The following is a 26114-nucleotide window of genomic DNA, read 5'->3' on the forward strand; positions in this document are numbered from 1 at the left end:
GCGACGCCGGAGGTCCCGCCCGCGGGCGGGACCGCGCCGTCGGCGTGCCGGTCGCGGCGAGGCGTCCGCTCGCGGGCCCGATGCACGGGCGCGAGTCGCGGGGTAAGGTCCGCGCGATCGCGCCGTACAGACGCCGGCCACCAAGGCCGGCATCGTCACGAGGGAAACGATGATCCAACCGTCCACGTCCGTTCTCGCCGCGCTGCTGGCGCTGTCCGCCGCAATCGCACCGAACGCGCGTGCACAGGCGCCCCAGCCGCCCCAGTTGCTGTTCCACGTGCCCGCCGACGACGGTCTCGAAGCCACCGTCGCGGGAGGCGATCCGGTTCCGAACTTCCAGGACCGGGTGCGCCTGGTCGAGGACGGCGTGCGCGGCTCGGCCATCGAATGGGACGACGACGGCGTCCTGGCGTGGAACGCGCCCGGCAACATCCACGCGCAACGCGGCACCCTGAGCTTCTTCTGGCGGTCGCGCGATCCGGTGGGCGAGGCGCCGTTCGTGATCTTCCGGGTCGGTTACGCCGACCACAGCAGCTGGGACATGGCCTGGCTGCGCATCGACTGGAACGGCGAGGGCTTCGACGCCTTCGTCACCGATGCCAACCTCGCACGCTCGCGGGTGTCGTTCCGGATGCCGGCACCGCCGCCCGCCGATGCCTGGACCCATCTTGCCTTCGGCTGGGACGAGACCATGGGGGTGCGCCTGTACGTGGACGGTCGCGAGGTGGGCCGCGAGGATCGCCCCGCCAGCGCGCAGGCCTCGTTCGATTACGACGCGGGCCTCGACCAGCTCGGTCTCGCGGCGCGCGTGCTCGCGCCGCACCAGGTGCAGAGCCGCTACAACTTCCTGCGCGGCAGCGATTTCGACGACATCCGCGTCTACGACCGCATGCTCGACACCGCCGGCGTCCAGGCCGTGCGCAGCTTCGGCGCGCCACGGACCTCGGTGGCCGGCGGCGACCGCGACACCGCCTGGCTGTTCCGCCATGGCTGGCAGAACGGTGTCGCGCCGCCGCTGCTCGACGCCACCACCACCACGATCCGCAAGGTCGAGTTCGCCGACACCAAGGATCTGAAGCAATGGATGTGGAAGGCGACCGACGGTATCGCCGAAACCACATGGCCGGGCGTGTACAACCGCTCGCGCCTGCGGGGTCGCGACGATTACTTCCAGTTGCCGGACTGGGATACCTATGTCGAAGGCGGCCAGGCGCTGGACCTGACCTTGCCGGACGAGCCGGTGAACCGGGTCGAGATCCGCGGTGCGGCGTTCGGCCAGGCCCTGCACGGCCCCGACGGGACGCGGCTGCAGCCGCTGTTCGAGCGGCCGCAGGGCGTGGTGCGCAGCGTCGACACGTTCGACACCCGCCACGGCGGACATCTGCGCTTCGCCAATACCGCGCAGGAGACGCCGATCCAGGAGATCTGGGCGTATCACGTCAGCGATGCCGACGAGCCGGACGGCACGGTGAAGCAGCGCTACGTCGTGCGTGCCGATGCCGCGGTGGACTACACCAATCTCGACGATCTGCGCGCGTTCATCGACGGCCGCTTCCCTCCGGACGAGCGCGATCTCGTCATCGCGTTGCCGGAACGCGCGGCGGCGCGCCCGCGCGAGGTCGCGACTGCGCCGTCGGCCGCCGTCGGCGCGCCGCGGCAACCGCTGGTGCACGTGCTGGTGCCGTCCGGGGTCGGCGCGGCGCCCGCCGCGCAGCCGCTGGTGCGCAGCTGGGCCTACAGCTGGGAGCACATGCACGACGGGCTCGACGGGGTCGCCATCGACATCCCCGCGCTCGATCTCCCTGCGACCCATCGTGTGGACGGCGAGCCGGCGATCCCGCTCAACATCCGCATCAAGGACCCGATCTGGCCGGCGCGCGACATGATCGACGTGTCGGTGTCGGTCCGGCCCGGACAGGCGCGCACGCTGTGGCTGGACCTGCGCGACCGCATCCTCACCGAGGACAGCCTGTGGATCAGCATCGCCTCGGCCGCGCCGGGATTCGATGCCGCCGCGCTCGACGGCGCGGAGATCCGCCTGGTCTACAAGCCGCGCGAGGCCGCGATCGCCGAGCACGTCGCCGACCGCTTCAACCAGGTTCGCGACAACTGGGGCTTCCTGGTCGAGGAGCACACCACCTCGCGGCGCCAGCGTCTCTACGCGCGCGTGCATGCCGACATCGGCGACCTGCTGCGTGTCGATCCGGATCACCATCTGGGCCGCCTGTATTGGCACTACATGAGCTACGGCAGCCAGGGGCGCCCGCCGGTGGACGTGCCCGAGCCGCCGCCGGGCGTGCCGGCGTGGGCCTTCCTGCAGCTGGAAGACCTGAAGGCGGTGCGGCGTTTCATCGAATGGTGGATCGACGAGCGTCAGGTCGATTTCGGGGATTTCGGCGGCGGCATTTCCGACGACAGCGATCTCTCGCAGCAGTGGCCGGGTCTGGCGCTGATGGGCGTGATTCCGGACAAGGTCAACGCCTCGTTGCTGGCGCTGGCCGATGCGGCCTACGCCAACGAGATGTTCGTCGACGGCCTGTCGACGATCGAGACCGACGAACTGCACGCCTACGAGGAAGGCATCAACACCAACAGCGCCGCGCTCTACCTCAACTGGGGCGACCCGTTGAGCATCGAGCGCCTGATGGAGACGGTGCGCGCGCTGGACGAACGCATCGTGCGGCGCAATCCGCACGGGAACCTGCTGTTCGCCAGCAATTGGTTCGGTGGCCGCAAGGTCTACCGCGAGCCGCGCTGGGAATGGCAGAAGCCGTACTCGTTCCCGCTGCTGCATCCCGCGTTCCTGCTCGGCGTGTTCAACGCCGACCCGACCAGCCGCGACATGATCGTCGGCCTGGCCGACGGCTACCTCGCCCACGCCTACACCGCCGCCGACGGCCAGTGGGTACTGCCCAACGAGATCCAGTGGTCCACCGGCGACGTGCGCGGCGGCGAGCTGCTGGACGGCTCCGGCGGCGGCGACACCATGCACCTGTTCTGGGCGGCATGGCGCTGGACCGGCGAGGACCGCTTCCTGCAGCCGCTGGACTACCGGGTCGCGCGCAGCGGGCCGGCGGCGCTGTCGAATCTCGCCGAGAACTTCGTCGACGTGCTCGAGCGCCGCGACGACTGGGGCGCGCGGCTGCAGGCGTCCGCGGAGGGCGGCAGCGTCGGCTTCCCCAGCCTGGTGGCGTGGCAGCAGACCGGCGACACCCGCCATCTCGAGGCGCTGCACCGCGAGGGCATCGAGACCAAGGCCTTGCGCGAGTACATGAACACCGAGGGGCACTGGTGGTCGGACCGGGTCGAGGCGCCCAGCGAGTTCCTGCAGCGGGCGCGCCTCGGCGGCCTGGCCTTGCGCCGCAACACCACGTATCCCGGTCACACGGTGAGCTGGCGCTTCGACGACGACGCCGATGCCGAACGCGTCGCCCTGCTGGTGCCGGCGCCGCGCCGCGACCGCTTCACCGTGATCGCGCACAACACCGGCGACCGCGAGGCGCGCGCCACCATGACCGGCTGGAACGTGGACGCCGGTCGCTGGCGCCTGCGCAGCGGGATCGACCGCAGCGGCGAGGGTCGCATCGACGCCCAGGCGCGCGAACGCGAGGTGACGCTGGAGACGAGTGCGTCGATCGAGCTGGCGTTCGCGCCCGGGCAGACCCAGGTGTTCGAGTTCGAGCGGATCGAGGCCGGAACGCCGGTCGAGCGGCGGCCCGACATCGGGATCGGCCGCGGCGATGTGCGTCGCGCCGAAGGCGGCGTCGAAGTGACCGTGCACAGCCTCGGCCATGTCGATGCACCGGGCGGCGTGGCGACGCTGGTCGATGCACGCGGGCGCGAACTCGCGCGTGCGGACATCCCGCCGCTGGCCGCGCCGCGCGACCTGCGGCCGCGTACCGTGACGCTCGCCCTGTCCGCCGACGACAAGGCGCTGGACGGCGCGCACGTGCGGATCGCCCTGCACGACGAGGCCGAGGAGGTGACCCGGCGCAACAACGAGGCCGCGGTGCCCTGACGGCAGCTCCGCGGCCCGCACGCCGCGGCAGTCCCAGCAGCCGGCGCCCTCCCTTCTCCCGCTCGCGGGAGAAGGGGCCCGAAGGGCGGAGGAGGGCGCTCGGACCCTCGCCGCCTAGAACGTTCCCCGCTGCACGAACGGCGCCTGCCGGTAGAGTTCGCGCTCGCCGCCGCGCGGGTCGCGCTGCAGCGTCGAGCGGCGGTCGAGCACCATCGTCTCGCGACGTTCGAGCGAATAGGAGCGCCAGTCCGGCAGGCCGGGATGGCCGGGGTCGCCGTGGCGGGCGAACGCGAGCAGCGCATCGCGCAGGGTCGCCGCCATGCGCCGGGCATCGGCATCGGCTCCGGTGCGGGCGCCGGGCATGTCCACGGTGTCGAACACCAGCGGGATGTCGAGGGTGTGGAACGCGCGCAACCGTTCGCCCTCGGGGGTGCGCGGGTACCAGTCGAGCTGATACGCCCAGGTCGGTGCCCCCTGACGTGCGCGCGCCTCCAGCGTCTCCACCGCGCCGCGCCACGAGCGCCCGGCGGTGGTCGCGGCGAAGAACACGTCCGAGGGGCTGTAGTGCGGATACATGCGCCGGTACGCGGCGACGACGCCGTCGGGATCGAGATCCACGTACTGCTGCGTGCGCAGTCGCTCCGGCAGCGTCGCCCAGGTCAGCGCGAAGTGCGCCGGATCGCTGCCGAGAAACGCCCGGGTCTCGTCGCGCGTGTTGCCCACCACCATCGGGACCGCCGCCGACTGCGGCGCCGCGTCCGGCCAGAACGGATGCCGCGGCAACGACACGCCGTCCATCACCGGGCCGAAGTACAGGCGGGTGTCCTCGATGCGCGAGGGGTCCGGCGTGGACAGCGCCGCCAGCAGGTCGGTCGCGGGCAGGGCACACAGGCGTTCGAAGTCGACGTCGGCCCGGTGCGCAGCTTCGGCACGTGGCGGGCCGGCGCCATTCCGGGCATCCAGGGCATCGAGAAACAGCTGCGCGCGCTGCATCGCGGCACGTGGACCGGCTGCGGTCACCTGCTGCCCGCTCATCGTCCAGGCGCGATGGAACAGTCCCCGCGCGGCCGGCATCGCCATCAGTGTGGCGATCTTCGCGCCGCCGCCGGACTGGCCGAACAGGGTCACGTTGTCGGCATCGCCGCCGAAGCGCGCGGCATGGCGGCGAATCCAGTGCAGCGCCATGACCAGATCCAGCTGGCCGATGTTGCCCGACTGCGCGAACGCCGCTCCGCCGAGGTCGCGCAGGGCCAGGTATCCGAAGACGTTGAGGCGATGGTTGACGGTGACCACGACCGCGTCGCCGTGCCGGCACAGGCGGCCGCCGTCGTACAGCGGATCGCTGCCGCTGCCGGTATCGAATCCGCCGCCGTGCACGTAGACCAGGATCGGGCGTTTCGCGCCGTCGTCCAGGGCCGGCGTCCACAGGTTGAGGAACAGGCAATCCTCGCACCCGGGGCCTCCTGCGCCGTTCTGCGGTGCGTTCGCGCCGAACGCGTCCGCGGACCGGATGCCGCGCCAAGGGACCGGTGGCGCGGCCGGCCGGAAACGCCGGGGCGCGGTGTCGGCGCCGTAGCGGATGCCCCGGAAGACGTGCAGCCCGTCGATCCTGGTGCCGGCGACGCGTCCGCCCTCGACCGCGACCACCGACGCGACCGTCGCCCGGGCGGGCGGCAGCAACGCGCATGCACCTGCGGCGAGTGCGGCGCCGATGAAGCGACGACGCGACGGTTGCGGATCACTCATCGAGCGGACGTCCTGGGGCGGCATCTGCGGGTAGGGCGCGCATCCAGGCGATCGCCAGATCCGGCCATCCGGCCAGCGGACCGTGCGCATCGCGGATGCCGAACCCGTGCCCTCCGTGCGGAAACACGTGCAGGCTCGCCGGCACCCCGGCCGCGACCAGAGCCCGGTGGAAACGCAGGCTGTGCGCGACGGGCACCGCGGTATCGTCCTGCGCGTGCAGCAGGAAGGTGGGCGGCGTCCGCGCATCGACAAGGGCATCGAGCGACCACGTCGCCGGATCGGCGCTGGCGTCGGCGGCGCGCAGACGAGCGACCGAGCCGGCGTGGGCGATGGCGGGATCCATCGAGATCACCGGATAGCCGAGCACGACGAAATCGGGACGCGCGTCGTGGCCGTCTCGCAGGCCTCCCGGTGTCGGAAGACGCGCGTCCCGGCGGGTCGCCAGCTGGGCGGCGAGGTGCCCGCCCGCAGAGAAGCCCATGACCCCGATGCGTGCGGCATCGAGCGACCAGTCCGCAGCGCATGCGCGCAGCTGGCGCATCGCCGTGCGTGCATCGACCAGCGGCGCATCCGCGGCGTCCGGATGGGCGATGTCCGGCAGCCGATAGTGCAGCACGAACAGGGTGATGCCGGCCGCGTTGAAGCGCGGCGCCAGCGCGGTGCCTTCCTTGTCCAGCACCACGCGTCGATAACCGCCGCCGGGCAGCACCAGCAAGGCGCTGCCGTCCGGTTGGGCGGGACGATGGACCGTCAGCCAGGCCTCGCCGATGGCTTCGGCGTAGCGGTCGGGCCGACGTGGGTCCGGGCTGCGCTCCACGATGCGCGCATCGGGCGCATCGACGGGGCGTCCGGCGAGGGTGAACGAGGCCGCATTGTCCACCGTAGGCCAATCGCAACCGGCGTGTGCGCTCGCGGTCGCCGCGGCGGCGATCAGCAACGCGCCCGCGCAGGCCACGGCCCGGGCGCGCACGGAGGCGTATCCGGACGGGACCGGATGGGCACGTTCGGCCGTGGACCCCGGAAAAACGGGGCTCCGCGGTGATGCGTGGATGGTTCGGATGCACATTTGCCGCACTGCACATTGAAGATGACACCGGTTTACCATACAAGGAACACCACGGTGCGGCGATCTGCATCGCACCACGCTTCCGCGGGAGACCACACGCTTGAACCAGCACGACGACACGCAGCATGAGGACGCGGTGCCAGACGGCGCCGGACACGACACGGATGCCGATGCGATCGCGCAGCGTTTCGTCCAGGCCCGCGCATCCGCGCGCCCGTTGCAGGATTTCCCCGGCGTGATCCCCGCCGATCTGGAGGCCGCCTACCGTGTGCAGGATCTGGCCATCGCGCGCTGGCAGGACGCCGTGGTGGGCTGGAAGGTGGGCTACATCCAGCCGGAGCGCCGCGACGCCTCGGGCGACGAGCGCCTGCTCGGACCGATCTGGCGACGTCACCTGTGGGTCGCCGCCGGCGAGATCGCGATTCCGGTCTACGCCGGCGGTTTCGCCGCGGTGGAAGCCGAGTACGTGCTGCGCCTGGAGGCCGATGCCGATCCGGCGCGCCTGGCGTGGACCCCGGACGACGCGGGCGCACTGCCGGCCACGCTGCTGGTGGGCATCGAGATCGCGAGCAGCCCGCTGGCGACCATCAACGCGCTGGGGCCGCGCGTGGTGGTGTCGGACTTCGGCAACAACAACGGGCTGGTGCTGGGCCCGGAGATCCCGGACTGGGTCGTGCGCGACGAACGCGAGCTGACCGTGCGGACGTACATCGACGGTGCGGAAGTCGGCGCGGGCGGCGCCACGCATCTACCCGGCGGCCTGCGTGCCGCCTTCGCCTTCGCACTCTCGCGCTCGGCCCGGCGCGGACGGCCGCTGCGCGCCGGCGACCTGGTCGCGACCGGAAATGCCACCGGTATCCACGACATCCTGCCCGGCCAGCGGGCCCGGGTGGCCTTCGACGATGTGGCCACGCTGGACGTCCGTGCGGAGGCGGCGGCCGCGGAGCCGGAGGCGCTGCGATGACGCTCGGCCGCCGCGCCTTCCTGGCCGGCCTGGGTGCACTGTGCGCCGTCCCGGCCTTGCGCGGGCTCGCGGCCGACGAGGGCGGGGTGACGCTGACCGCCACCGACGTGCACGTCAGCGACTACCCCACCGTGGAGGCGGTGCGCTGGATCGGGGAGACCATGGCCCGAGAGACCGACGGCCGCGTGCGCATCCGCCAGTACCACTCGGGCCAGCTGGGCCGCGAATCCGAAGCGATCGACATGGCGCGTTACGGCGTCATCGACATCACCCGCGTGTACAGCGGTGCGCTCAACAACGCCTTTCCGCTCACCGTGCCGCTGTGCCTGCCTTACGTGTTCGACTCGGTCGCGCACATGCGCCACGCGCTCGATGGCGGCATCGCGCAGACCGTGCTCGACGGCTTCCGCACCCGCGACCTGGTCGGCCTGGCGGTCTACGACAGCGGCGCGCGCTGCTTCTACAACGTGCGTCGCCCGCTGCGCACGCCCGCCGACCTGCACGGCCTGAAGATCCGCGTGGCCGCGTCGGACATCTTCATCCGGCTGGTGCGCCTGCTCGGTGCGAACCCGACGCCGATGTCGCTGGGCGACACGTTCTCGGGCATGGAAACGCACATGATCGACGGTGCCGAGAACAACATGCGCAGCTTCCATTCCAGCCGGCACTTCGAGGCCGCGCGGTACTGGTCGCAGAGCGAGCACTCGTACGCGCCGGACATGCTGATGATCTCGCAGCGCTCGCTGGATGCGCTGCGCCCGGGCGACCGCGACCTGCTGGTCGACACCGCGCGTGCGTCGGTGGCCGTGATGCGCGAACTCTGGGACGCCTCCGAGGCCGAAGCGCGCGCGGCGGTGGCCGAGGCCGGGATCGCCTTCAACGATGTCGATACCGATGCCTTCCGCGCCGCAGCGCGTCCGCTGGTCGACGACTACCTGCGCGATCCCGCGATCGCCGCCCTTCATCGCCGCATCCGCGATGCGGCCTGAGTCCGAGCCGATGTCCGATCCGAATTCCGCACCCCGTCCCGCATCACCTCCCCTTCCGCGTTCGGCCACCGAGCCGACGCCCGTCGAGGCACCGCTCGAGACGCCGCGCCGCGGTTGGCGCCACGGCCTCGACCGCCTGTCCGGTGTGTCGATCGCCATCGCCGCCGGGGCCTTGCTCGGCCTGGTGGTGGTGCAGGGCTGGCAGGTGTTCGCCCGCTACGTGATCAACGACTCGCCGAGCTGGACCGAGCCGGCGACCATCCTGCTGTTGTCGACCGCGATGAGCTTCGGCGCGGCGTCGGGTGTGCACACCGGGCGCCACTTCGGCTTCTTCCTGCTGGCCGAGGCCATGCAGCCGGCGCTGCGCCGGCTGGTGGACGTGGTGGTGCAAGCGGTGATCGTCGCGATCGGTGCGGCGCTCGCGGGGTGGGGCGCGGTGCTGTTCGTTGATGGACTGGACATCCGCATGGCGGGCGCGCCGTTGCCGCAGAGTGCGGTGTATCTGCCGCTCGCGCTGGGCGGTGCGTTGATGGTGGTGTTCGCGATCGCGCGCGGGATCGATCTCTGGCAGGCGTCGCGTGCGGTGCCGGTGTCCGGCACCGGGCCGGGTGCGCCGGCAGGGGACGCGAGGGGCGAGCGTGACGGGGAGCGGCCGGGTGCCGCGGGAGGCAACGACTGATGGCGATCGCCGTGCTGTTCGGGGTGTTCGTGGTGCTGCTGATGATCGGCGTGCCGGTGGCGTTCGCGCTGGCGGCGGCGTCGCTGGCGACGCTGTTCTTTCTGGATCTGCCGAGTGTGGTGCTGGTGCAGCAGATGGGTGCCGGCATCGGCACGGCATCGCTGATCGCGATTCCGTTGTTCATCTTCGCCGGCGAGTTGATGATGCGCGGCGGCATCTCCGAGCGTCTGATCGCGCTGGCGTCGTCGCTGGTGGGCCGTATCCGTGGCGGTCTCGGGCAGGTCAGCATCCTGTCGTCGCTGTTCTTCGGCGGCGTGTCGGGGTCGGCGATCGCCGATGTGTCGGCGGTGGGTGGGACGATGATTCCGCAGATGGTCAAGCGCGGCTACGACCGGGATTTCGCGGTCAATGTGAGCATCACCGCGGCGTTGGTGGCGCTGCTGGTGCCGCCGTCGCACAACCTGATCCTGTACTCGGCGGCGATGGGCGGCGGGATCTCCATCGCCGATCTGTTCGCGGGCGGCATCCTGCCGGCGTTGCTGATGACGGTGACGCTGATGGTGACGGCGTACTTCGTCGCGCGCCGGCGTGGCTACGGCACCGAGCCGTTCCCGGGACTCGGCGCGATGCTCATCCGGCTGGTGGCGGCATTGCCCGGGCTGGGCCTGGTGGCGCTGATCTTCGTCGGCATCCGCGCCGGCATCTTCACCGCGGTGGAGAGCGCGGCGATCGCGGTGCTGTACGCGTTGCTGGTCACGACGGTGTTGTACCGGCAGCTGCGTTGGCGGGAGTTCTTCGAGACGGTGACGCATGCGGCACGCACGACGGGGGTGATCCTGTTCGTGATCGCGGCGGCGGCGCTGTTCGGGTGGTTGCTGGCGTATCTGCAGGTGCCGGCAGCGGCGGTGAACGCATTGCAGGCGGTGGCCGACAGTCCGCAGGCGGTGCTGATGATGATCGTGGTGATGCTGCTGTTGCTGGGCATCTTCATGGATCTGGCGCCGATGATCCTGATCTGCACGCCGATTTTCCTGCCGGTGGCGCGTGCGTTCGGGATCGATCCGATCCATTTCGGGATGGTGCTCGTGCTGGCCGGCGGCCTGGGCCTGGTGACCCCGCCGGTGGGGTCGGTGCTGTTCGTGGGCACGGCGATCGGCAAGATCACCATCGGCCAGAGCCTGCGCACGATCTGGCCGTTCTGGCTGGCAGGTCTCGCGGTGCTGCTGGTGGTCGCGTTCTTCCCGTCGCTGTCGCTGTGGCTGCCGGCGTTGCTGCGGGCTTAGTCCTGTCCGTCGCCTTCGGGCGACGAGGCCAAAGCAGAACCCACAACCGGCCAAAGCAGAAGCAGAAGCATCGGCTCCGGATGCAGGCGTCGGGGCAGCCGGGGTCTGCTCCTCGGCTCGGTCAGCCCATGCCGCTTCGCGGCCCGGACCGGCCCGGCGCTTTGCGCGCCGGGCGTTCGCACGGGCCGCGCGGCAGTGCCGCGCAAGCGGCCCTGCTCACCCATGTCTGACTCGCCGCCGCAGGCCCGCTCCGCGGTCCGGCCCCTCGCAGCGCTCGGGGCGTTCGCGCCGACGCGCGGCATGCCGCGCAAGCCGTCGGCGCTCACCCATGGCCTGCTCTCCGCAGACCCCAGCCGCCCCGCCGCATCGGCGAGTCGTTGGCGGTGTGCTATCGCCTGCGTCCGAGGCAGCGTGTCGGGGTGATGCCGCGGAGGTCCCAGCTGACTCTGAAAGCAAACGCTTTACTGGCGTCGGCCTGCGGCCGCTTCCTCGTTGATCCTGTCGCGGGGGCAGACAGGAACACGCGGTGCATCGGATTTCGCTGTCACCTGTCCAAGGAGCAAGCCGTGGAGCGTGCCGGAGGCGGCATCTCGCACGTTCCGCAAGCCGACGCCCGTCGGGACCGGTGGCCTTCTCGGCGAAATCAAGGAGGAGGCCGCCGCCGCATGGCGGTGGCCGGGGGACATTCGCGCGAGGAGGCCACCGGTTCCGGCGGGGCCCCTCAGGTCGCGACATCAAGAGGCGACGCGGCGAATCCACGCTGCCGACCCGTCGAACGGGCAGGTTGCCGATCCTGTAAGAGGCCATCAGCTCGCCACGATGCAATGTGATGCCGCGCGTCCGAGGCTGTAGTCGGGACCGACGGCTGCCGCGTGGCAGGCAAGCGGCAGCGCGCGAGGCCTGCGGAGGGCCGTCAGCCCTCCATCTGCTCCAGCTCGCGTCCGCGGGTCTCGTGGACGTAGCGCAGCACGAAGAACACCGACAGGATCGCCGCGGCGGTGTAGAGCCCGTACGCCCCGGCGAGGCCGATGCCGGCCAGCAGCATCGGGAACGTCCAGGTGATCATGAAGTTCGCGCCCCACTGGAACAGCCCGGCTACCGCCAGCCCGGAGCCGCGGATCTGGTTGGGGAACATCTCGCCCAGCATCACCCACATCACCGGGCCCCACGAGAAATTGAAGAACACCACGTACGCATTGGCGGCCACCAGCGCCGTCAGGCCCATCGTGCCGGACAGCATCAGCCGGCCGTCGTCGCCGAGCGTGCCGGTCGCGAAGGCCGCGGTGACCGTGCCCAGCGTGATCGCCATGCCCACCGAACCGGTCCAGAGCAGCGGCTTGCGGCCGATGCGGTCGATCAGCGCCATCGACGCCAGGCACGCGCCGATGCTCAGCGCGCCCGACAGCACGTTGATCAGCAGCGCGTCGCTCTCCGAGAAGCCCACCGCCTGCCACAGCACCGCGCCGTAGTAGAACACCACGTTGATGCCGACCAGCTGCTGGAACGTGGCCAGGCCGATGCCCACCCACACGATCGGGCGCACCCGGCCGGTGGCCCTGGCGATCAGGTCCGACAGCCGCGGGCGGTGGTGGTCGCCGGCGAGGCTGGCCTGGATCTCCCCGAGCTTGCGCGTGCCGGCCTCGGCGCCGTACAGGCGCGTCAGCACCGCCGCGGCCTGTTCCAGCCGGCCCTTGGCGACCAGATAGCGCGGGCTCTCGGGGATGAAGAACAGCGCCACCAGGAACACCGCCGACGGCGCGATCTCCACCCAGAACATCCAGCGCCACGCCTCGTAGCCCCACCAGAACTCGGCGGTCGACGCGCCGGCCACGCGTGCCAGCAGGTAGTTGCTCAGGAACGCCGCGAACAGGCCGAAGATGATCGCGATCTGCTGCAGCGAGGCCAGCCGGCCGCGGTAGCGCGCCGCCGAGACCTCGCTGATGTAGGCCGGCGACATCACGCTGGCCGCGCCGACGGCCAGGCCGCCGAGCACGCGGTAGAGCACGAACTCCGCGGAACTGGCGGCGATGCCGGCGCCCCACGACGAGACACCGAACAGCACCGCCGCCACGATCAGCACGTTGCGCCGGCCGAAGTGGTCGGCCAGCCGGCCGGCGAAGTAGGCGCCGATCGCGCAGCCCAGCAGCATCGACGCCACGTTGAAGCCGGTGCCCACCGAGTCCGAATCGAACGCCGCGCGCAGGCCGTCGACCGTGCCGTTGATGACGCCCGAGTCGAAGCCGAACAGGAAGCCGCCCAGCGTGGCGACGCAACTGATGAGCACGATGAACGCAGTGTTGCCGCCGTCGCGATGTGTCGATCCTGTGGAGTGGGTCATGCGGTGTTCCGGTCCCCGTGTGCGTCTGTCGCGATGCATGGATTGATGGATCGCCGGCTCCGGGGGCGCCCGGGCGACGGTCCATTCGCAAGCCGGGCCGGCGGATGCCTGATCCCGGTGTCATTCCCCTGAGGCCGTCCCCTCGGCCGCTCACACTTTAGCCGCTTCCATCCCGCATGACGTGTTGCAACGCACGATGCCGGGGTGCGGTTCGTCTTGTTACGGTCATCGATGACCATCGGTGTCATTCTCCGCTGTGATCTCCAATCTCCAGGAGTGCCGCATGACCTTCCCAGTTCGTCCGTCCCGTCTCTCCACCGCGGCCCTGGCCTGCGCACTCCTGGTGGCCACCGGCGCGGCCATCGCAGGCGATCCCGCCTGGGCGCGCGGTATCGAGGGACAGCGGCAGGCCGATCTGGGCGACGGCACGTTCCTCAACCCGATCCTGGCCGGCGACCGGCCGGATCCGTCGGTGCTGCGCGTAGGCGATGCGTACTACCTGACGCTGTCGTCGTTCGACAGCTATCCGGGGTTGCCGCTGTGGCAGTCGCGGGATCTGGTGAACTGGCAGCCGATCGGACATGCGATCACCACCAGCGTCGGTTCGATCTGGGCGCCGGACCTGGTGCTGCATGAAGGACGCTTCTACATCTACTTTCCCGGGCGTACCGAGGTCGGACGCAGCAATTACGTGGTCTGGGCCGACGATATCCACGGTCCATGGAGCGAACCGATCGACCTGGCGCTGCCGGGCCACATCGATCCCGGTCACGCTGTGGGCGAGGACGGCAAGCGCTATCTGTTCCTGAGCGCCGGCGACTACGTGCAACTGGCCGACGACGGCCTGAGCACGGTCGGCGAGATCCGGCATGCCTACGGCGGCTGGCGCTATCCGGAAGACTGGGTGGTGGAAAGCTACTCGCAGGAAGGTCCGAAGATCACCCGTCGCGGTGAGTGGTACTACATGATCACGGCCGTCGGCGGCACGGCCGGTCCGCCGACCGGGCACATGGTGATCGTGGCGCGTTCGCGCTCGATCCACGGGCCGTGGGAGAACGCGCCGAACAACCCGGTCGTGCGCACTGCGTCACGCGACGAGCAATGGTGGTCGCGCGGGCATGCCACCCTGGTGGAGGACGCCGCCGGCCAGTGGTGGATGATGTACCACGGCTACGAGCGCGATCACTGGACGCTCGGCCGGCAGGCGCTGCTGGATCCGATCCGCTGGACCGACGACGGCTGGTTCGTCGCCGAGGGGGGCGATCTGGGCCGGCCGCTCGCCAAGCCGGCCGGCTCGCCGGTGCCGCACGGCATGGCACTGTCGGACGACTTCAGCGGAGACACCCTCGCCCCGCAGTGGGCGTTCTACGATCCGGCGCCTGACGAGATGTCCCGGCTGTCGCTGGGCGACGGCGCCCTGACGCTGCGCGGCAAGGGCGCGGCGCCACGCGATGCATCGCCACTGACGGTCATCTCCGGGGATCGCGGCTACGAGTTCCAGGTGGAAATGGAGATCGAGCCGGGTGCCATCGGCGGTGCGCTGCTGTTCTACAGCGACCGGTTGTACGCAGGCCTCGGCTTCAACGGGGAGCGCTTCATCATGCATCGCTACGGCGAGGAGCGTCCGGCGCGACTGCCCGCGGGGCCGGGGGGCAGGCTGTGGTTGCGGGTGCGGCACGAGGATCATGTGATGACCGTCCACCACAGCCGCGATGGCGAGGCCTGGGACAAGTACGACGTGCAGATGGAGACCTCGGGGTATCACCACAACACCGCCGGCCGCTTCCTGTCGTTGCGGCCGGGCGTGTACGCGGCCGGCGATGGCCGGGTCAGGTTCCGCGATTTCCGCTATCGCGCGCTGGAATGAGGCGTGCGCGGAACGTCGTGTCCACCGATAGAAATCTCCCGATAGAATCGGAGCCGTCCCTCCGCCCGGATGCCCGGATGCCCGCTCCCCGCAAACCCCGGCAGCCCGCTGCCGAACCCGCCAGGACGCCGCCTTCCGGTGGCAAGCCCGCGACGATCAACGACATCGCGCGCCTGGCGGGCGTGTCCAAGAAAACCGTCTCGCGGATCATCAACAACTCGCCGCTGGTGCGCCCGGATACGCGGGCCAAGGTCGAGGCGTTGATGCGCGAGGTGGGCTATTCGCCGGATCCGATGGCGCGTGGACTGGCGTTTCGGCGTTCGTTCCTGATCGGCATGGTGTACGACAACCCCACCGCGCAGTTCATCGTCAACATGCAGTACGGCGCGCTGGATGCGTTGCGCGGCTCCGGCTTCGAACTGGTGGTGCATCCCTGCGACAGCCGCAACCCCGACTACATCGAGGGCGTGCGTCGTTTCGTGCAACAGCAGAAGCTGCACGGCGTGATGCTGGTCCCGCGCGTGTCCGAAGACGATGCGCTCGCACGCATGCTCGAGGACATCGGCTGTCGCTACGTGCGCATCGCGGCGGTGGGGCTGGACCGCCCCGAGCGCATGGTGGTCACCCACGATCGCGACGGTGCCGCCGAGGCTGCGGAGTATCTGCAGATGCTCGGCCACACCGACATCGCCTTGATCACCGGCCCCAGCCACTACCGCTCGGCGATCGAACGCACCGCCGGGTGCGTGGACGCGTTGCGCCGGCGCGGCGTGGAAGTGCCCAAGGCCCGCATCGTCGAGGCCGGCTACACCTTCGAATCGGGCATCGCGGCGGCGGAGAAACTGCTGTCGGGGCGCAAGCGGCCCACCGCGATCTTCTGCGGCAACGACGAAATGGCGGCCGGCGTCTACCGGGTGGCGATGCGCGCCGGGATCCAGGTGCCGCGCGATCTGTCGGTGGTCGGCTACGACGACAGCCCGCTGGCCTCGCGGTTGTGGCCGCCGCTGACCACGGTCCGCCGCGATACCCGCGACACCGGGCGCATCGCCGCGGCGATGCTGGTGCACCCCGAGCCGGACGGCGCGCACCCGCTGGCCAGCGTGCGTCCGCACCTGATCGTGCGCGATTCCTGCCAGCCGCCCGGCATGTAGCGCATCCCATCGGTGGCGCGCCACCTGTGTCGTGCGGCCGGGAGAGGGCGTTCCGCAGGCGCGGACGTCGGCGCGTTCCGGGCTGCCCCTGTCCGTTCGCCCTGCACGCGCCTCGTCGCTTCTTCCGCAGCGGGGCAGGGCGGCGAAGCAGCGGACCTGGAGCGGGCGCTGGACGCATTCGCTCCGGTCGACGAGCGACGATTGGCGCAGCGCGCAATGACACCGGTGTCCATCGCCGTTAGAATCGGCCCCGAACCAGTCATTGCGGTGCCCTGCGCCGCCCTTCCCCGGGAGACGCCATGTATCAGAAGACCTACCACGCCACCCATCCCGGCGTGATGCGCAACATCAGCAACGACGACTTGCGCGACCTGTACCTGCTCGACGGCCTGTTCGCCGACGACGACATCCGCCTGAGCTACACGCACTACGAGCGTTTCGTCATCGGCGGCGCCGCGCCGCGCTCGAAGCCGGTGGCGTTGCCGGTGCAGTCGGAGCCCGAGTCGGCCAAGGGCCGGCCCTTCCTGGAGCGTCGCGAACTGGGCGTGGTCAATGTCGGCCAGGGCGGCGGTACGGTGATCGTCGACGGCACCACGTACACGCTGGCCCCGAAGGACGGCCTGTACATCCCGATGGGGACCGAAACGGTCGAGTTCGCGTCCGACGACGCGGCCAGCCCGGCGAAGTTCTACCTCGCTTCGACGCCCGCACACGCCCGCTTCGAAACCACGCACATCTCGATCGACAAGGCGGTGCCGCTGGAGCGCGGCGCGCTGGAGACCAGCAACGAGCGGACCATCTATCAGTACATCGTGCCGGCCACGTGCAAGTCCTCGCAGCTGTTGCTGGGGCTGACGATCCTCAAGCCCGGCAGCGTCTGGAACACGATGCCGCCGCATCTGCACGACCGCCGTTCCGAGGTCTACTTCTACTTCGACCTCGGCGACAACGATCGCGTCTATCACTTCATGGGGCAGCCCGACGCGCAGCGCCACATCGTGGTCGCCGACGGCGAGGCGGTGGTGTCGCCGCCGTGGTCGATCCACATGGGCTCGGGAACGAAGAACTACTGCTTCATCTGGGCGATGGGCGGCGAGAACCTCGACTACACCGACATGCACGTGCTCGATATCTGCCAGCTCAAGTAGCCGGCGCCACCCCGGCGGCCCTCCGCACGCTGTTCCTCCCCAGGGCGTCCTCGCGACATCCGGAGTGCGGGGTGGCCGAGGCCGGGCGTTCTTCCACCTGCGCGCATCCGCGCGCCCAGTGCATTCCGGAGCGTGACATGAGCCATTCCTTCGATCTCGGCGGCCGCGTAGCCCTGGTCACCGGTGCCAATACCGGGCTGGGGCAGGGCATCGCCGTCGCGCTGGCCGAGGCCGGCGCGGACATCGCGGCCGCCGGTCGCAGCGTGCCCGACGACACCCGCGCCCAGGTCGAGGCGCTCGGCCGTCGCTTCGTCTTCATCGAAGCCGCGCTGGACACCATCGCCCCGGTCGGGGACATCGTGTCGGGCACCGTCTCGCAACTGGGTCGGCTCGATATCCTGGTCAACAACGCCGGCACCATCCGCCGCAACGACGCACTCGACTTCACCGAGGACGACTGGGATGCCGTGGCGGGTGTGAATCTCAAGACGCTGTTCTTCCTGTCGCAGGCCGCAGGCCGGCACTGGGTGGCGCAGGGGCAGGGCGGCAAGATCATCAACGTCGCCTCGATGCTGTCGTTCCAGGGCGGCATCCGCGTGGCGTCGTACACCGCCAGCAAGTCGGGCGTGCTCGGCGTCACCCGCCTGCTCGCCAACGAGTGGGCGGGCAAGGGCATCAACGTCAACGCCATCGCGCCGGGGTACTTCGCGACCAACAACACCGAGGCGCTGCGCAACGACAGTGCGCGCAACCGGGCGATCCTGGAACGGATTCCGGCCAACCGCTGGGGCAAACCGTCCGACCTGGGCGGGGCGGCCGTCTTCCTCGCCTCGGATGCGGCGGATTACGTGCACGGTGCGGTGCTGCCGGTCGACGGGGGCTGGTTGGCGCGCTGACATCGCGACGCCCGCCGCGGCGGATGCCGCGTGCGGGCAGCCGTCAGTCCTCAGCCGTCGTCGAGCGTTTCTCGTCTGCGCGCGTCGGCGTCTTCGACGGCCTGTTCCACCGCCTGCGCCTTGTCGAGAGGATCGCGCACCGCATCGCCCAGACCGCCGGTCTGTGGCGTGGGAGGCGGTTCGGGCGGGGTGGGGTCGGCGGGGCGGCAACCGGCCAGCGCCAGCGCCGCGGTGAACAGGGCGGCCAGCGGCGTGATGCCGATGCGGGCGACAGGCGGACGCAAGATTCGGGACAGGTGACGCATGACGGCGTGCCTCGTGATCGTCTCGTTGGCCTTGTCGTATCCTACGCCCGCCCCCGCAACAGGAGCGTGCATGCATTCGCAACGTTGGCGTCTGGACGGTCAACGCGCGCTGGTGACCGGCGGCAGCGCCGGAATCGGCCGCGCGATCGCGCGCGAGTTGCTCGGCTTCGGTGCCGAGGTGCTGATCGTCGCCCGCGACGGCGACGCGCTCGAAGCCACCCGCGACGAACTGCTCGACGAGCAACCCGACGGCGTGGTCCGCGCGATGATCGGCGATGTGGCCGACGAAGAGCAGCGACGCGAGATCCTCGACTGGGTCGAGGACCAGGGCGACGGGCTGCACATCCTGGTCAACAACGCCGGTGCCAACCTGCCCCGGCCGGCGACCGAATACGCCGAGAACGAGTGGCGGGGGATCTTCGAGGGCAACCTGTTCGCGGCGTTCGAGCTGGCGCGCTACGCGCACCCGTTGCTGGCCGAGCATCCGAGTTCGAGCATCGTCAATGTCGGCAGCGTGTCCGGGCTGACCCACGTGCGCACCGGCGCGCCCTACGGCATGAGCAAGGCCGCCCTGCACCAGATGACCCGCAACCTCGCGGTGGAATGGGCCGAGGACGGCATCCGCGTCAATGCGGTCGCGCCCTGGTACATCCGCACCCGGCGCACGTCGGGGGCACTCGCCGATCCGGACTATCTGGACGAAGTGTTGTTGCGCACACCCCTGGGGCGCATCGGCGAACCGGAGGAAGTCGCAGCGGCCGTCGCATTCCTGTGCCTGCCGGCTTCGGCTTACGTGACCGGCGAATGCATCGCGGTGGACGGCGGTTTCCTGCGCTACGGGTTCTGACCGGCTCGCGCGCGGACGCATGCCGCCCGCGCCCGGTTATGCTGTCCTCGGGATGGGAGAGGGGACGGACGCGTGACCACGCGGCCGGCATCGACCGTTCCGAAGGTGCCCTCCGAAGAATGGATTCATGCCGAACGCGTCCCGAGATCCCATTCCCGCCATCCGTCTGGCCGTCGTCGAAGACGATGCCGAGTTGCGCGATCACGTGATGATCCCCGCGCTGCGCGAGGCGGGTTTCGAAGCCGTCGGACTGGCGACTTCGCTGCAGCTCTACCGGCACTGGACCACACGGCCCTTCGATCTGGTACTGCTGGACGTGGGGCTTCCGGACGACGACGGGGTCGAGATCGCGCGGCATCTGCGCGGGCTGTCGCCGGACCTGGGCATCGCGCTCTACACCGGCAACGCCAGCACCGAGGACAGGATGCGCGGGTTGCGGGCGGGCGTGGACGCCTACCTGGTGAAGCCGTTGCACATGGACGAGGTGGTGGAGACCCTGCGCAACCTCGTCCGTCGCATCCGCGGCACGACCCGGGCACGAGGCCCGGACGACGGCTGGTCCCTGGACCGTCAGGGCTGGCACCTGCGCCTGCCCAAGGGGGGGCAGGTCGCGTTGAACCAGGCCGAGCGGCAGGTGCTCAGCGTGCTCGCCGCCAACGCCGGCATGCCGGTCCGGCGCGAGACCTTGATCGCGACGCTCACCAGCGACGTCGACGCCTACGACCCGCATCGTCTGGAAATGCTGCTCTACCGGTTGCGTCGCAAGTGCGAGCAGGCCGGTGGCCTCCCGCTACCGGTGCGCAGTGTCCGCGGCGTGGGCTACATGCTCGCGTGGTGAGAGTGGAACGGCGGCTGCGGATCGCAGCGGTAGCGTGACCACGAACCCCGCGCCGCGGTCGCCTTGCGGGGCCAGTGCGAGGTCGCCACCCGCCGTGCGCAGGACCTCGCGGCTGACCCCCAGGCCCAGGCCGGTTCCCTGGCCGGGAGGCTTGGTGGTGAAGAACGCATCGAACACCCGGTCACGGTCCGCGACGGCGATACCGGGGCCGGAATCGCGGGCGACGATCCTCAGCCGCGCCCCGGCGTCCTCGCACGCCGCGCGCAACTCGAAGCGCCCGCCGTCGGGCATGGCATCGGCGGCATTCGCCGCCAGGTTGAGCAACACCAGATCGAAACGCTCCCGATCCATCAGCACCGGGGCCGCGCGGTCCGGCAGTGACAGTTCGAGCCGGATTCGGGGTCCGAGCGTCTGCCGCAGCATCGGTTCGAGCGCGGCGACCGCCTCGATCGCATCGAAGGCGAGAGCCGCACCGGTGTCCTCGCGGGCGAAGTGCAGCAGCTTACGGACCTGGACCTCCGCGCGGCGGCCGGCGGCACGGACCCCTTCCAATGCCCGGGCGCGCGCAGCGGGGTCCTCGGCGCGCGCCGCCTGGTCCGCGTAGCCGCTCACCAGGGTGAGCAGATGTCCGAAGTCGTGCGCCAGCCCGCTGGCCATGCGGCCGGCCGCTTCCAGCTTCTGCGCATGGATCACCTGCGCCTGGGCCCGCTCGCGCGCGGCCATCTCCTCCTGCAGACGCACGTTGGCCGCCGCCGACGCCTCCGCCTGCGACCGCGTCTCGGCCAGGGCCTCCCGCAGCGCGGCCACGCTGCGGTCGACCACCAGCGCGACGAGCAGGAACATGATCGCGCGGATCAGGGCATCGCCGAACGCGAGCGGATAGGTGGACAGGCCCAGGCGCACCTCGGCCAGCGCGCCGGCGGCGAGCGAGGCGACCAGGGCCGCATACATCGCCCACAACGCGCGCCGGCCGATCATGAGGCCGGCGACGAACAACCACAGCACCTGCACCGGCATCTCGAAGATGTGCGCGGACAATCCGGTGATGCCGTGGGACACCACGGTGACCACGCCGACGACCGCCATCAACTGCCGGATGGCGATCTGGAACCGCCCCGTGCGGATCAGGACGACGCTCCATAGCGCCAGTGCGCTGATCAGGGCGCTGGCGATCAGGCTGGACGTCTCGCCGGGGCGCCACGGCACATCCGTGCCCACGATCCGGTACAGCCAGAGCAGGGGCGGCAGCGTCCCCAGGACCAGCAGGACCACCTGCAGCATCGGCGCATTGCGTCGGTCGACGGGATCGGCGATGGCCGGGCGACGCAGCCAGTGGACGAGCGGGGAAGGGTGCATGGACGGCGCCGGGCGTGATGAGCCCCGATCTTTGGGTATCGCGCCGCCAAAAAAACTCACCTCAGGTGAGAATTCGTGAATAAATGTGCTTGTCGTCACAGATTGGCGGCGTTAGAGTGCGCCCGCTTCGACATCGTCTGCACGCCGCTCGGGTGGCGTGGGGCCGTGTTGGAGCCGGGGGGCACGTCCTTGGTCACGGTCGGCAGATGCGCATCGCTGCGCCTGCCGGCCGCGCCTGCGTGCGCAAAAAAGCGTGGCCGGCCGGCTCCAGGGCGGACGCGCGCATCGTCAAGGGGAAGCAGGTGTTCCAGATTCGACTTGGTAGCGCGGGCCCGTTCTTCGCCGGGCTGTCCGCAACGCTGCTCGTGGCGGCCACCTGGCTGGGAGGCCCCGCCTTCGCCCAGTCCGTCGGACTGACCAACACCGCGACCGTGACCGCGCCCGCCGGCACGACCGACATCGTGCCGGACAACAACGTCGACAGCGTGACCGTATCGGTGGCGCCGCGGCTCAGTTTCTGCACCGCGCCGGGCGGTAGCGCCCCGTCGAACGCGATCTACAGCATCGTCAACGGCGTGCAGATCTGGCGCTACGAGGCCGGTGCCGGCAGCGACGCGTTGGTGCCGGAACTGCTGCTGCCGACGCTGGCAGGCAACGTCAACGCGCTGATGATCGACCCGGTCAACGACCGCCTGCTGTTTCACGCCAGCGCCGGCTCGATGCTCTGGGCCTACGACGACGCCAACGGCGGCTGGTACCAGGCGCTGTCGGCACCGCTGCCGACGAGCGACCTGCCGCGCGCCGGCATGGACCGCAACGGCGTCGGCTATCTGGTCGCCGGCGGCGGTGCGCCCGCCGTCTACCGGGTGACCGCGAACGCGACCGGCTTCGGTTACGCGGCGCAGAACATCGGCACCTTGCAGTACGACTTCGCGCCGACCGATCCCGGCTCCGGCGACATCGCCTTCGACGCCGCCGGCTTCGGCTGGCTGGCGGCGGGACAGGACCTCTACCGCATCGATTTCACCGCGCCGGGCAACCCGCGCGCGATCCGCCAGACCCGGCCGCTGCTCGGCGGACAGCCGTCGACCGTCCAGTGGGCCGGTGCGGCCTTCGGCGACGACGACCGCCTCTACGTCGCCAACAACGCCGCACCGAGCCGGTACTACGCCTACGACCCGGCGACCGGCAACCTGAGCCAGACGGCGGCCACGGGGGCCGGAGGCTCGCGCGACCTGGCGTCGTGCGCGTTCCCCACCATCGACGATCCCGAACTGTCGGTGAGCAAGTCGCTGGCCGAGGTCAACGGCGCGCCCTACGTCGACGGCGCCGCCGTCGCCCCGGGCGATACGCTGCGCTACGCCATCGCCGTGGAGAACACCGGCGGTGCCGTCGCCACCCTCTTCGCCGGCGACGTGGCCGAGACCGTACCGGTCAATACGGCGTACGTGGTGGCGGGCAATGATTTCGCCTGCAGCGGTGGGGCCTGCCTCAACACGAGCGCGGTCAACATCCCGGTCGGCACCACCGCGACGCTGCACTTCGTGGTGCGCATCGACGATCCGCTGGCCGCCGATGCGACCGGCATCGCCAACGCGGTGACGTTCCCCAACGGCGCCGTCGACTGCGCTGCGCCCGGCAACGACTGCACCGAGACCACGCCGCTGGCGCCGACGATCGTGGTGACCAAGCGCGCCGACCCGGAGGCCGGTACCGCGGTCTCGGCCGGGCAGGCCATCACGTACACCCTGAGCGTGGACGTGGCCAACGCCGCCACGCAGTCGGAGGTGGTCCTGACCGACACCCTGGGAGCCGGCCTGAGCTTCACCACGGTGGTGGATGCGGGCGGCTTCGTGGTGGGCGGCAGCGGCAACGTGCGCAGCTTCACCCTGTCGGCCGGCATCCCGCCGGGGCGCTACAGCGTCGTCTACATCGCGACGGTGGAGGCCGACGCGCAGACGGCGGTCGCCAATGCCGTGGTGCCGACCGGCGGCGGCGACCCCGCCGACCCGGGCGCGCCGCCGCCGACCTGCGTCACCTGCGCCATCGAGCATCCCCTGATCCCGGTGATCCAGGTCGCCAAGAGCGCGGACCGGCCCACGGGCAGCGCGGTTTCGCCCGGTGACACGTTGGCCTACACGGTGACGGTCACGGTCCCCAATGCCGCCACCACCGAGGCGCTGACCCTGGTCGACACCCCGGGCGTGGGTCTGAGCTTCGGCGAGGTGACCGACGCGGGCGCCTTCGCCTGCGCCGGCGCGCTGACCTGCAGCCTGGCGGCGGGCACGGCGCCAGGCATCTATGCCGTGACCTACACGGCCACCGTCGATGCGGATGCCACCGGCACGCTGGGCAATGTCGTCGTCGCCAGCAACCCCGCGGGCGGCAGCGATCCCGACCCGGTCTGCACCACCTGCACGACCGAGCACGAGGTCGTAGCGACCGCGATCGCGGTGACGAAGGCGGCCGACCCGGCGCCGGGCAGCACCGTCGCACCCGGCGACACCTTGACCTACACGGTGACGGCGACGGTGGCGAACTCGGCCACCACCGAGGTGCTGACGCTGCTCGACACGCTGGGCGACGGCCTGACGTTCGGCGCGGTGACCGACGCCGGCGCCTTCGCCTGCACCGGCGCGCTGGCCTGCACGCTGCCGGCAGGCACGCTGCCGGGTACCTACGCCCTGAGCTACACGGCGATCGTCGACGCGGACGCCACCGGCACGCTCGCCAATGTGGTGACCGCCAGCAACCCCGCGGGCGGCAACGACCCCGATCCGGTGTGCGCGACGTGCACGACCGAGCACGAGGTCGTGCCGACCGCGATCACCGTGGCGAAAGCGGCCGATCCCGTCCCGGGCGGCATCGTGGCGCCCGGCGACACACTGACCTACACGCTGACGGTCACGGTCGCCGGTTCGGCCACCACCGAAGTGCTGACCCTGGTCGACACGCTGGGCGTGGGCCTGACCTTCGGTGCGGTGACCGACGCGGGCGCCTTCGCCTGCACCGGCGCGCTGGCCTGCACGCTGCCGGCAGGCACGCTGCCGGGTAGCTACGCCCTGAGCTACACCGCCACCGTCGATGCGGATGCCACCGGCACGGTCGGCAATGTCGTCGTCGCCAGCAACCCCGCCGGCGGCAACGACCCCGATCCGGTGTGCGTCACCTGCACGACCGAACACGAGATCGTGGCGTCCGCGATCGCGGTGACGAAGACCGCCGACCCGGTGACCGGCACCACCGTGGCGCCTGGCGACACGCTGACCTACACGCTGAGGGTCACCGTGGCCGACTCGGCCACCACCGAGGTGCTGACCCTGGTCGACACGCTGGGCGTGGGCCTGACCTTCGGTGCGGTGACCGACGTGGGCGCCTTCGCCTGCACCGGCGCGCTGGCCTGCTCGCTGCCGGCAGGCACGCTGCCGGGTAGCTACGCCCTGAGCTACACGGCCACCGTCGATGCGGATGCCACTGGCACGGTCGGCAATGTCGTCGTCGCCAGCAACCCCGCCGGCGGCAACGACCCCGATCCGGTGTGCGTCACCTGCACGACCGAACACGAGATCGTGGCGTCCGCGATCGCGGTGACGAAGACCGCCGACCCGGTGACCGGCACCACCGTGGCGCCTGGCGACACGCTGACCTACACGCTGAGGGTCACCGTGGCCGACTCGGCCACCACCGAGGTGCTGACCCTGGTCGACACGCTGGGCGTGGGCCTGACCTTCGGTGCGGTGACCGACGTGGGCGCCTTCGCCTGCACCGGCGCGCTGGCCTGCTCGCTGCCGGCAGGCACGCTGCCGGGTAGCTACGCCCTGAGCTACACGGCCACCGTCGATGCGGATGCCACTGGCACGGTCGGCAATGTCGTCGTCGCCAGCAACCCCGCCGGCGGCAACGACCCCGATCCGGTGTGCGTCACCTGCACGACCGAACACGAGATCGCGCCGACCGCGATCACCGTGGCGAAAGCGGCCGACCCCGCCGCCGGCAGCACCGCCGCGCCGGGCGACACCTTGACCTACACGGTGACGGTGACGGTGGCGAACTCGGCCACCACCGAGGTGCTGACCCTGCTCGACACGCTGGGAACCGGCCTGACCTTCGGTACGGTCACCGACGCAGGTGCCTTCGCCTGCGGCGGCGCGCTGATCTGCACATTGCCGGCCGGCACACTGCCGGGCACCTACGCCCTGCGTTACACCGCCACCGTCGATGCCGCCGCCACCGGCACGGTCGGAAACGTCGTCGTCGCCAGCAACCCTGCCGGCGGGAGCGATCCCGATCCGGTGTGTGCGACCTGCACGACCGAGCACGACATCGTGGCCACCGCGATCACCGTGGCGAAAGCGGCCGATCCCGCCGCCGGCAGCACCGTCGTGCCGGGCGACACCTTGACCTACACGGTGACGGTGACGGTGGCGAACTCGGCCACCACCGAGGTGCTGACCCTGGTCGACACGCTGGGCGTGGGCCTGACCTTCGGTGCGGTGACCGATGCGGGCGCCTTCGCCTGCACCGGCGCGCTGACGTGCACCCTGCCGGCCGGCACACTGCCGGGCACCTATGCGCTGGCCTACACCGCGACCGTCGATGCCGACGCGACCGGTACCGTCGGCA

17 protein-coding genes are annotated in these 26114 nt (G+C 70.7%); 12 read left to right on the plus strand and 5 right to left on the minus strand.

Going from position 1 to position 26114, the window contains the following annotated elements; translation table 11 throughout:
- Window positions 1–169: 169 nt before the first annotated feature.
- Window positions 170–4018, plus strand: a complete 3849-nt coding sequence (locus RG19_RS00180) for a LamG-like jellyroll fold domain-containing protein (protein ID WP_082672377.1) — start codon at window positions 170–172, stop codon at window positions 4016–4018.
- 114 nt (window positions 4019–4132) lie between these two features.
- On the opposite strand, the gene RG19_RS00185 is transcribed toward RG19_RS00180, so the two are convergent.
- On the minus strand, window positions 4133–5764 hold the full coding sequence (locus RG19_RS00185) for a carboxylesterase/lipase family protein (RefSeq protein ID WP_058836313.1): 1632 nt from the start codon (window positions 5762–5764) through the stop codon (window positions 4133–4135).
- Complete coding sequence (locus RG19_RS00190) at window positions 5757–6734, minus strand: alpha/beta hydrolase (RefSeq protein ID WP_238376558.1); 978 nt, start codon at window positions 6732–6734, stop codon at window positions 5757–5759. Before RG19_RS00190 ends, RG19_RS00185 begins: the two co-directional genes overlap by 8 nt.
- A gap of 232 nt (window positions 6735–6966) precedes the next feature.
- Between RG19_RS00190 and RG19_RS00195 the strand changes: the two genes are divergently transcribed.
- The 4 genes from RG19_RS00195 to RG19_RS00210 are packed head-to-tail and all read left to right on the plus strand — an operon-like array spanning window position 6967 to window position 10745.
- Window positions 6967–7794, plus strand: a complete 828-nt coding sequence (locus tag RG19_RS00195) for a 2-keto-4-pentenoate hydratase (protein ID WP_058836315.1) — start codon at window positions 6967–6969, stop codon at window positions 7792–7794.
- Window positions 7791–8783, plus strand: a complete 993-nt coding sequence (locus RG19_RS00200) for a TRAP transporter substrate-binding protein (RefSeq protein WP_058833500.1) — start codon at window positions 7791–7793, stop codon at window positions 8781–8783. The genes RG19_RS00195 and RG19_RS00200 overlap by 4 nt, the downstream gene beginning before the upstream one ends.
- Window positions 8784–8793: 10 nt before the next feature.
- Window positions 8794–9462 carry a TRAP transporter small permease gene (locus RG19_RS00205; protein ID WP_082672379.1) on the plus strand — a complete coding sequence of 223 codons (669 nt, stop codon included), beginning with the start codon at window positions 8794–8796 and terminating at the stop codon, window positions 9460–9462.
- The gene (locus tag RG19_RS00210) at window positions 9462–10745 is read left to right on the plus strand and encodes a TRAP transporter large permease (protein WP_058833501.1); all 1284 of its coding nucleotides are present in this window, start codon (window positions 9462–9464) and stop codon (window positions 10743–10745) included. Before RG19_RS00205 ends, RG19_RS00210 begins: the two co-directional genes overlap by 1 nt.
- A gap of 913 nt (window positions 10746–11658) precedes the next feature.
- Here the strand turns inward: RG19_RS00210 and RG19_RS00215 are convergent.
- Window positions 11659–13083 (minus strand): sugar porter family MFS transporter, encoded by a 1425-nt coding sequence (locus tag RG19_RS00215; RefSeq protein WP_058833502.1) that lies wholly within the window; start codon window positions 13081–13083, stop codon window positions 11659–11661.
- 283 nt (window positions 13084–13366) lie between these two features.
- On the opposite strand from RG19_RS00215, the gene RG19_RS00220 reads away from it, so the two are divergent.
- The 4 genes from RG19_RS00220 (at window position 13367) to kduD (ending at window position 18145) form a co-directional block, all read left to right on the plus strand.
- Window positions 13367–14950 carry a family 43 glycosylhydrolase gene (locus RG19_RS00220; RefSeq protein ID WP_058833503.1) on the plus strand — a complete coding sequence of 528 codons (1584 nt, stop codon included), beginning with the start codon at window positions 13367–13369 and terminating at the stop codon, window positions 14948–14950.
- 77 nt (window positions 14951–15027) lie between these two features.
- Complete coding sequence (locus RG19_RS00225) at window positions 15028–16101, plus strand: LacI family DNA-binding transcriptional regulator (RefSeq protein ID WP_058833504.1); 1074 nt, start codon at window positions 15028–15030, stop codon at window positions 16099–16101.
- Window positions 16102–16400: 299 nt separating this feature from the next.
- Window positions 16401–17249 carry a 5-dehydro-4-deoxy-D-glucuronate isomerase gene (kduI, locus tag RG19_RS00230; RefSeq protein ID WP_058833505.1) on the plus strand — a complete coding sequence of 283 codons (849 nt, stop codon included), beginning with the start codon at window positions 16401–16403 and terminating at the stop codon, window positions 17247–17249.
- A 137-nt stretch (window positions 17250–17386) separates the two neighbouring features.
- The gene (kduD, locus tag RG19_RS00235; RefSeq protein WP_058833506.1) at window positions 17387–18145 is read left to right on the plus strand and encodes a 2-dehydro-3-deoxy-D-gluconate 5-dehydrogenase KduD; all 759 of its coding nucleotides are present in this window, start codon (window positions 17387–17389) and stop codon (window positions 18143–18145) included.
- A gap of 50 nt (window positions 18146–18195) precedes the next feature.
- Here the strand turns inward: kduD and RG19_RS00240 are convergent, their stop codons facing one another.
- A complete protein-coding gene (locus tag RG19_RS00240) occupies window positions 18196–18450 on the minus strand; it encodes a hypothetical protein (protein WP_058833507.1) in 255 nt (84 codons plus the stop codon).
- 70 nt (window positions 18451–18520) lie between these two features.
- Here RG19_RS00240 and RG19_RS00245 point away from each other — a divergent pair, with 70 nt between their 5' ends.
- Together RG19_RS00245 and RG19_RS00250 are read left to right on the plus strand one after the other, a co-directional pair.
- The gene (locus tag RG19_RS00245) at window positions 18521–19297 is read left to right on the plus strand and encodes an SDR family oxidoreductase (protein WP_058833508.1); all 777 of its coding nucleotides are present in this window, start codon (window positions 18521–18523) and stop codon (window positions 19295–19297) included.
- 127 nt (window positions 19298–19424) lie between these two features.
- Window positions 19425–20135 (plus strand): response regulator transcription factor, encoded by a 711-nt coding sequence (locus RG19_RS00250; RefSeq protein WP_058833509.1) that lies wholly within the window; start codon window positions 19425–19427, stop codon window positions 20133–20135.
- On the opposite strand, the gene RG19_RS00255 is transcribed toward RG19_RS00250, so the two are convergent.
- Entirely contained in the window at window positions 20088–21491 is a 1404-nt protein-coding gene (locus RG19_RS00255) for a sensor histidine kinase (RefSeq protein ID WP_058833510.1), read from the minus strand. The genes RG19_RS00250 and RG19_RS00255 overlap by 48 nt on opposite strands.
- A 302-nt stretch (window positions 21492–21793) precedes the next feature.
- Here RG19_RS00255 and RG19_RS17855 point away from each other — a divergent pair.
- The coding region (locus RG19_RS17855; protein WP_238376559.1) for a DUF11 domain-containing protein at window positions 21794–26114 on the plus strand (4321 nt) is incomplete at its 3' end.

This window comes from Luteimonas abyssi (genome assembly GCF_001482195.1).
In the GTDB taxonomy this organism is placed as follows: domain Bacteria; phylum Pseudomonadota; class Gammaproteobacteria; order Xanthomonadales; family Xanthomonadaceae; genus Luteimonas; species Luteimonas abyssi.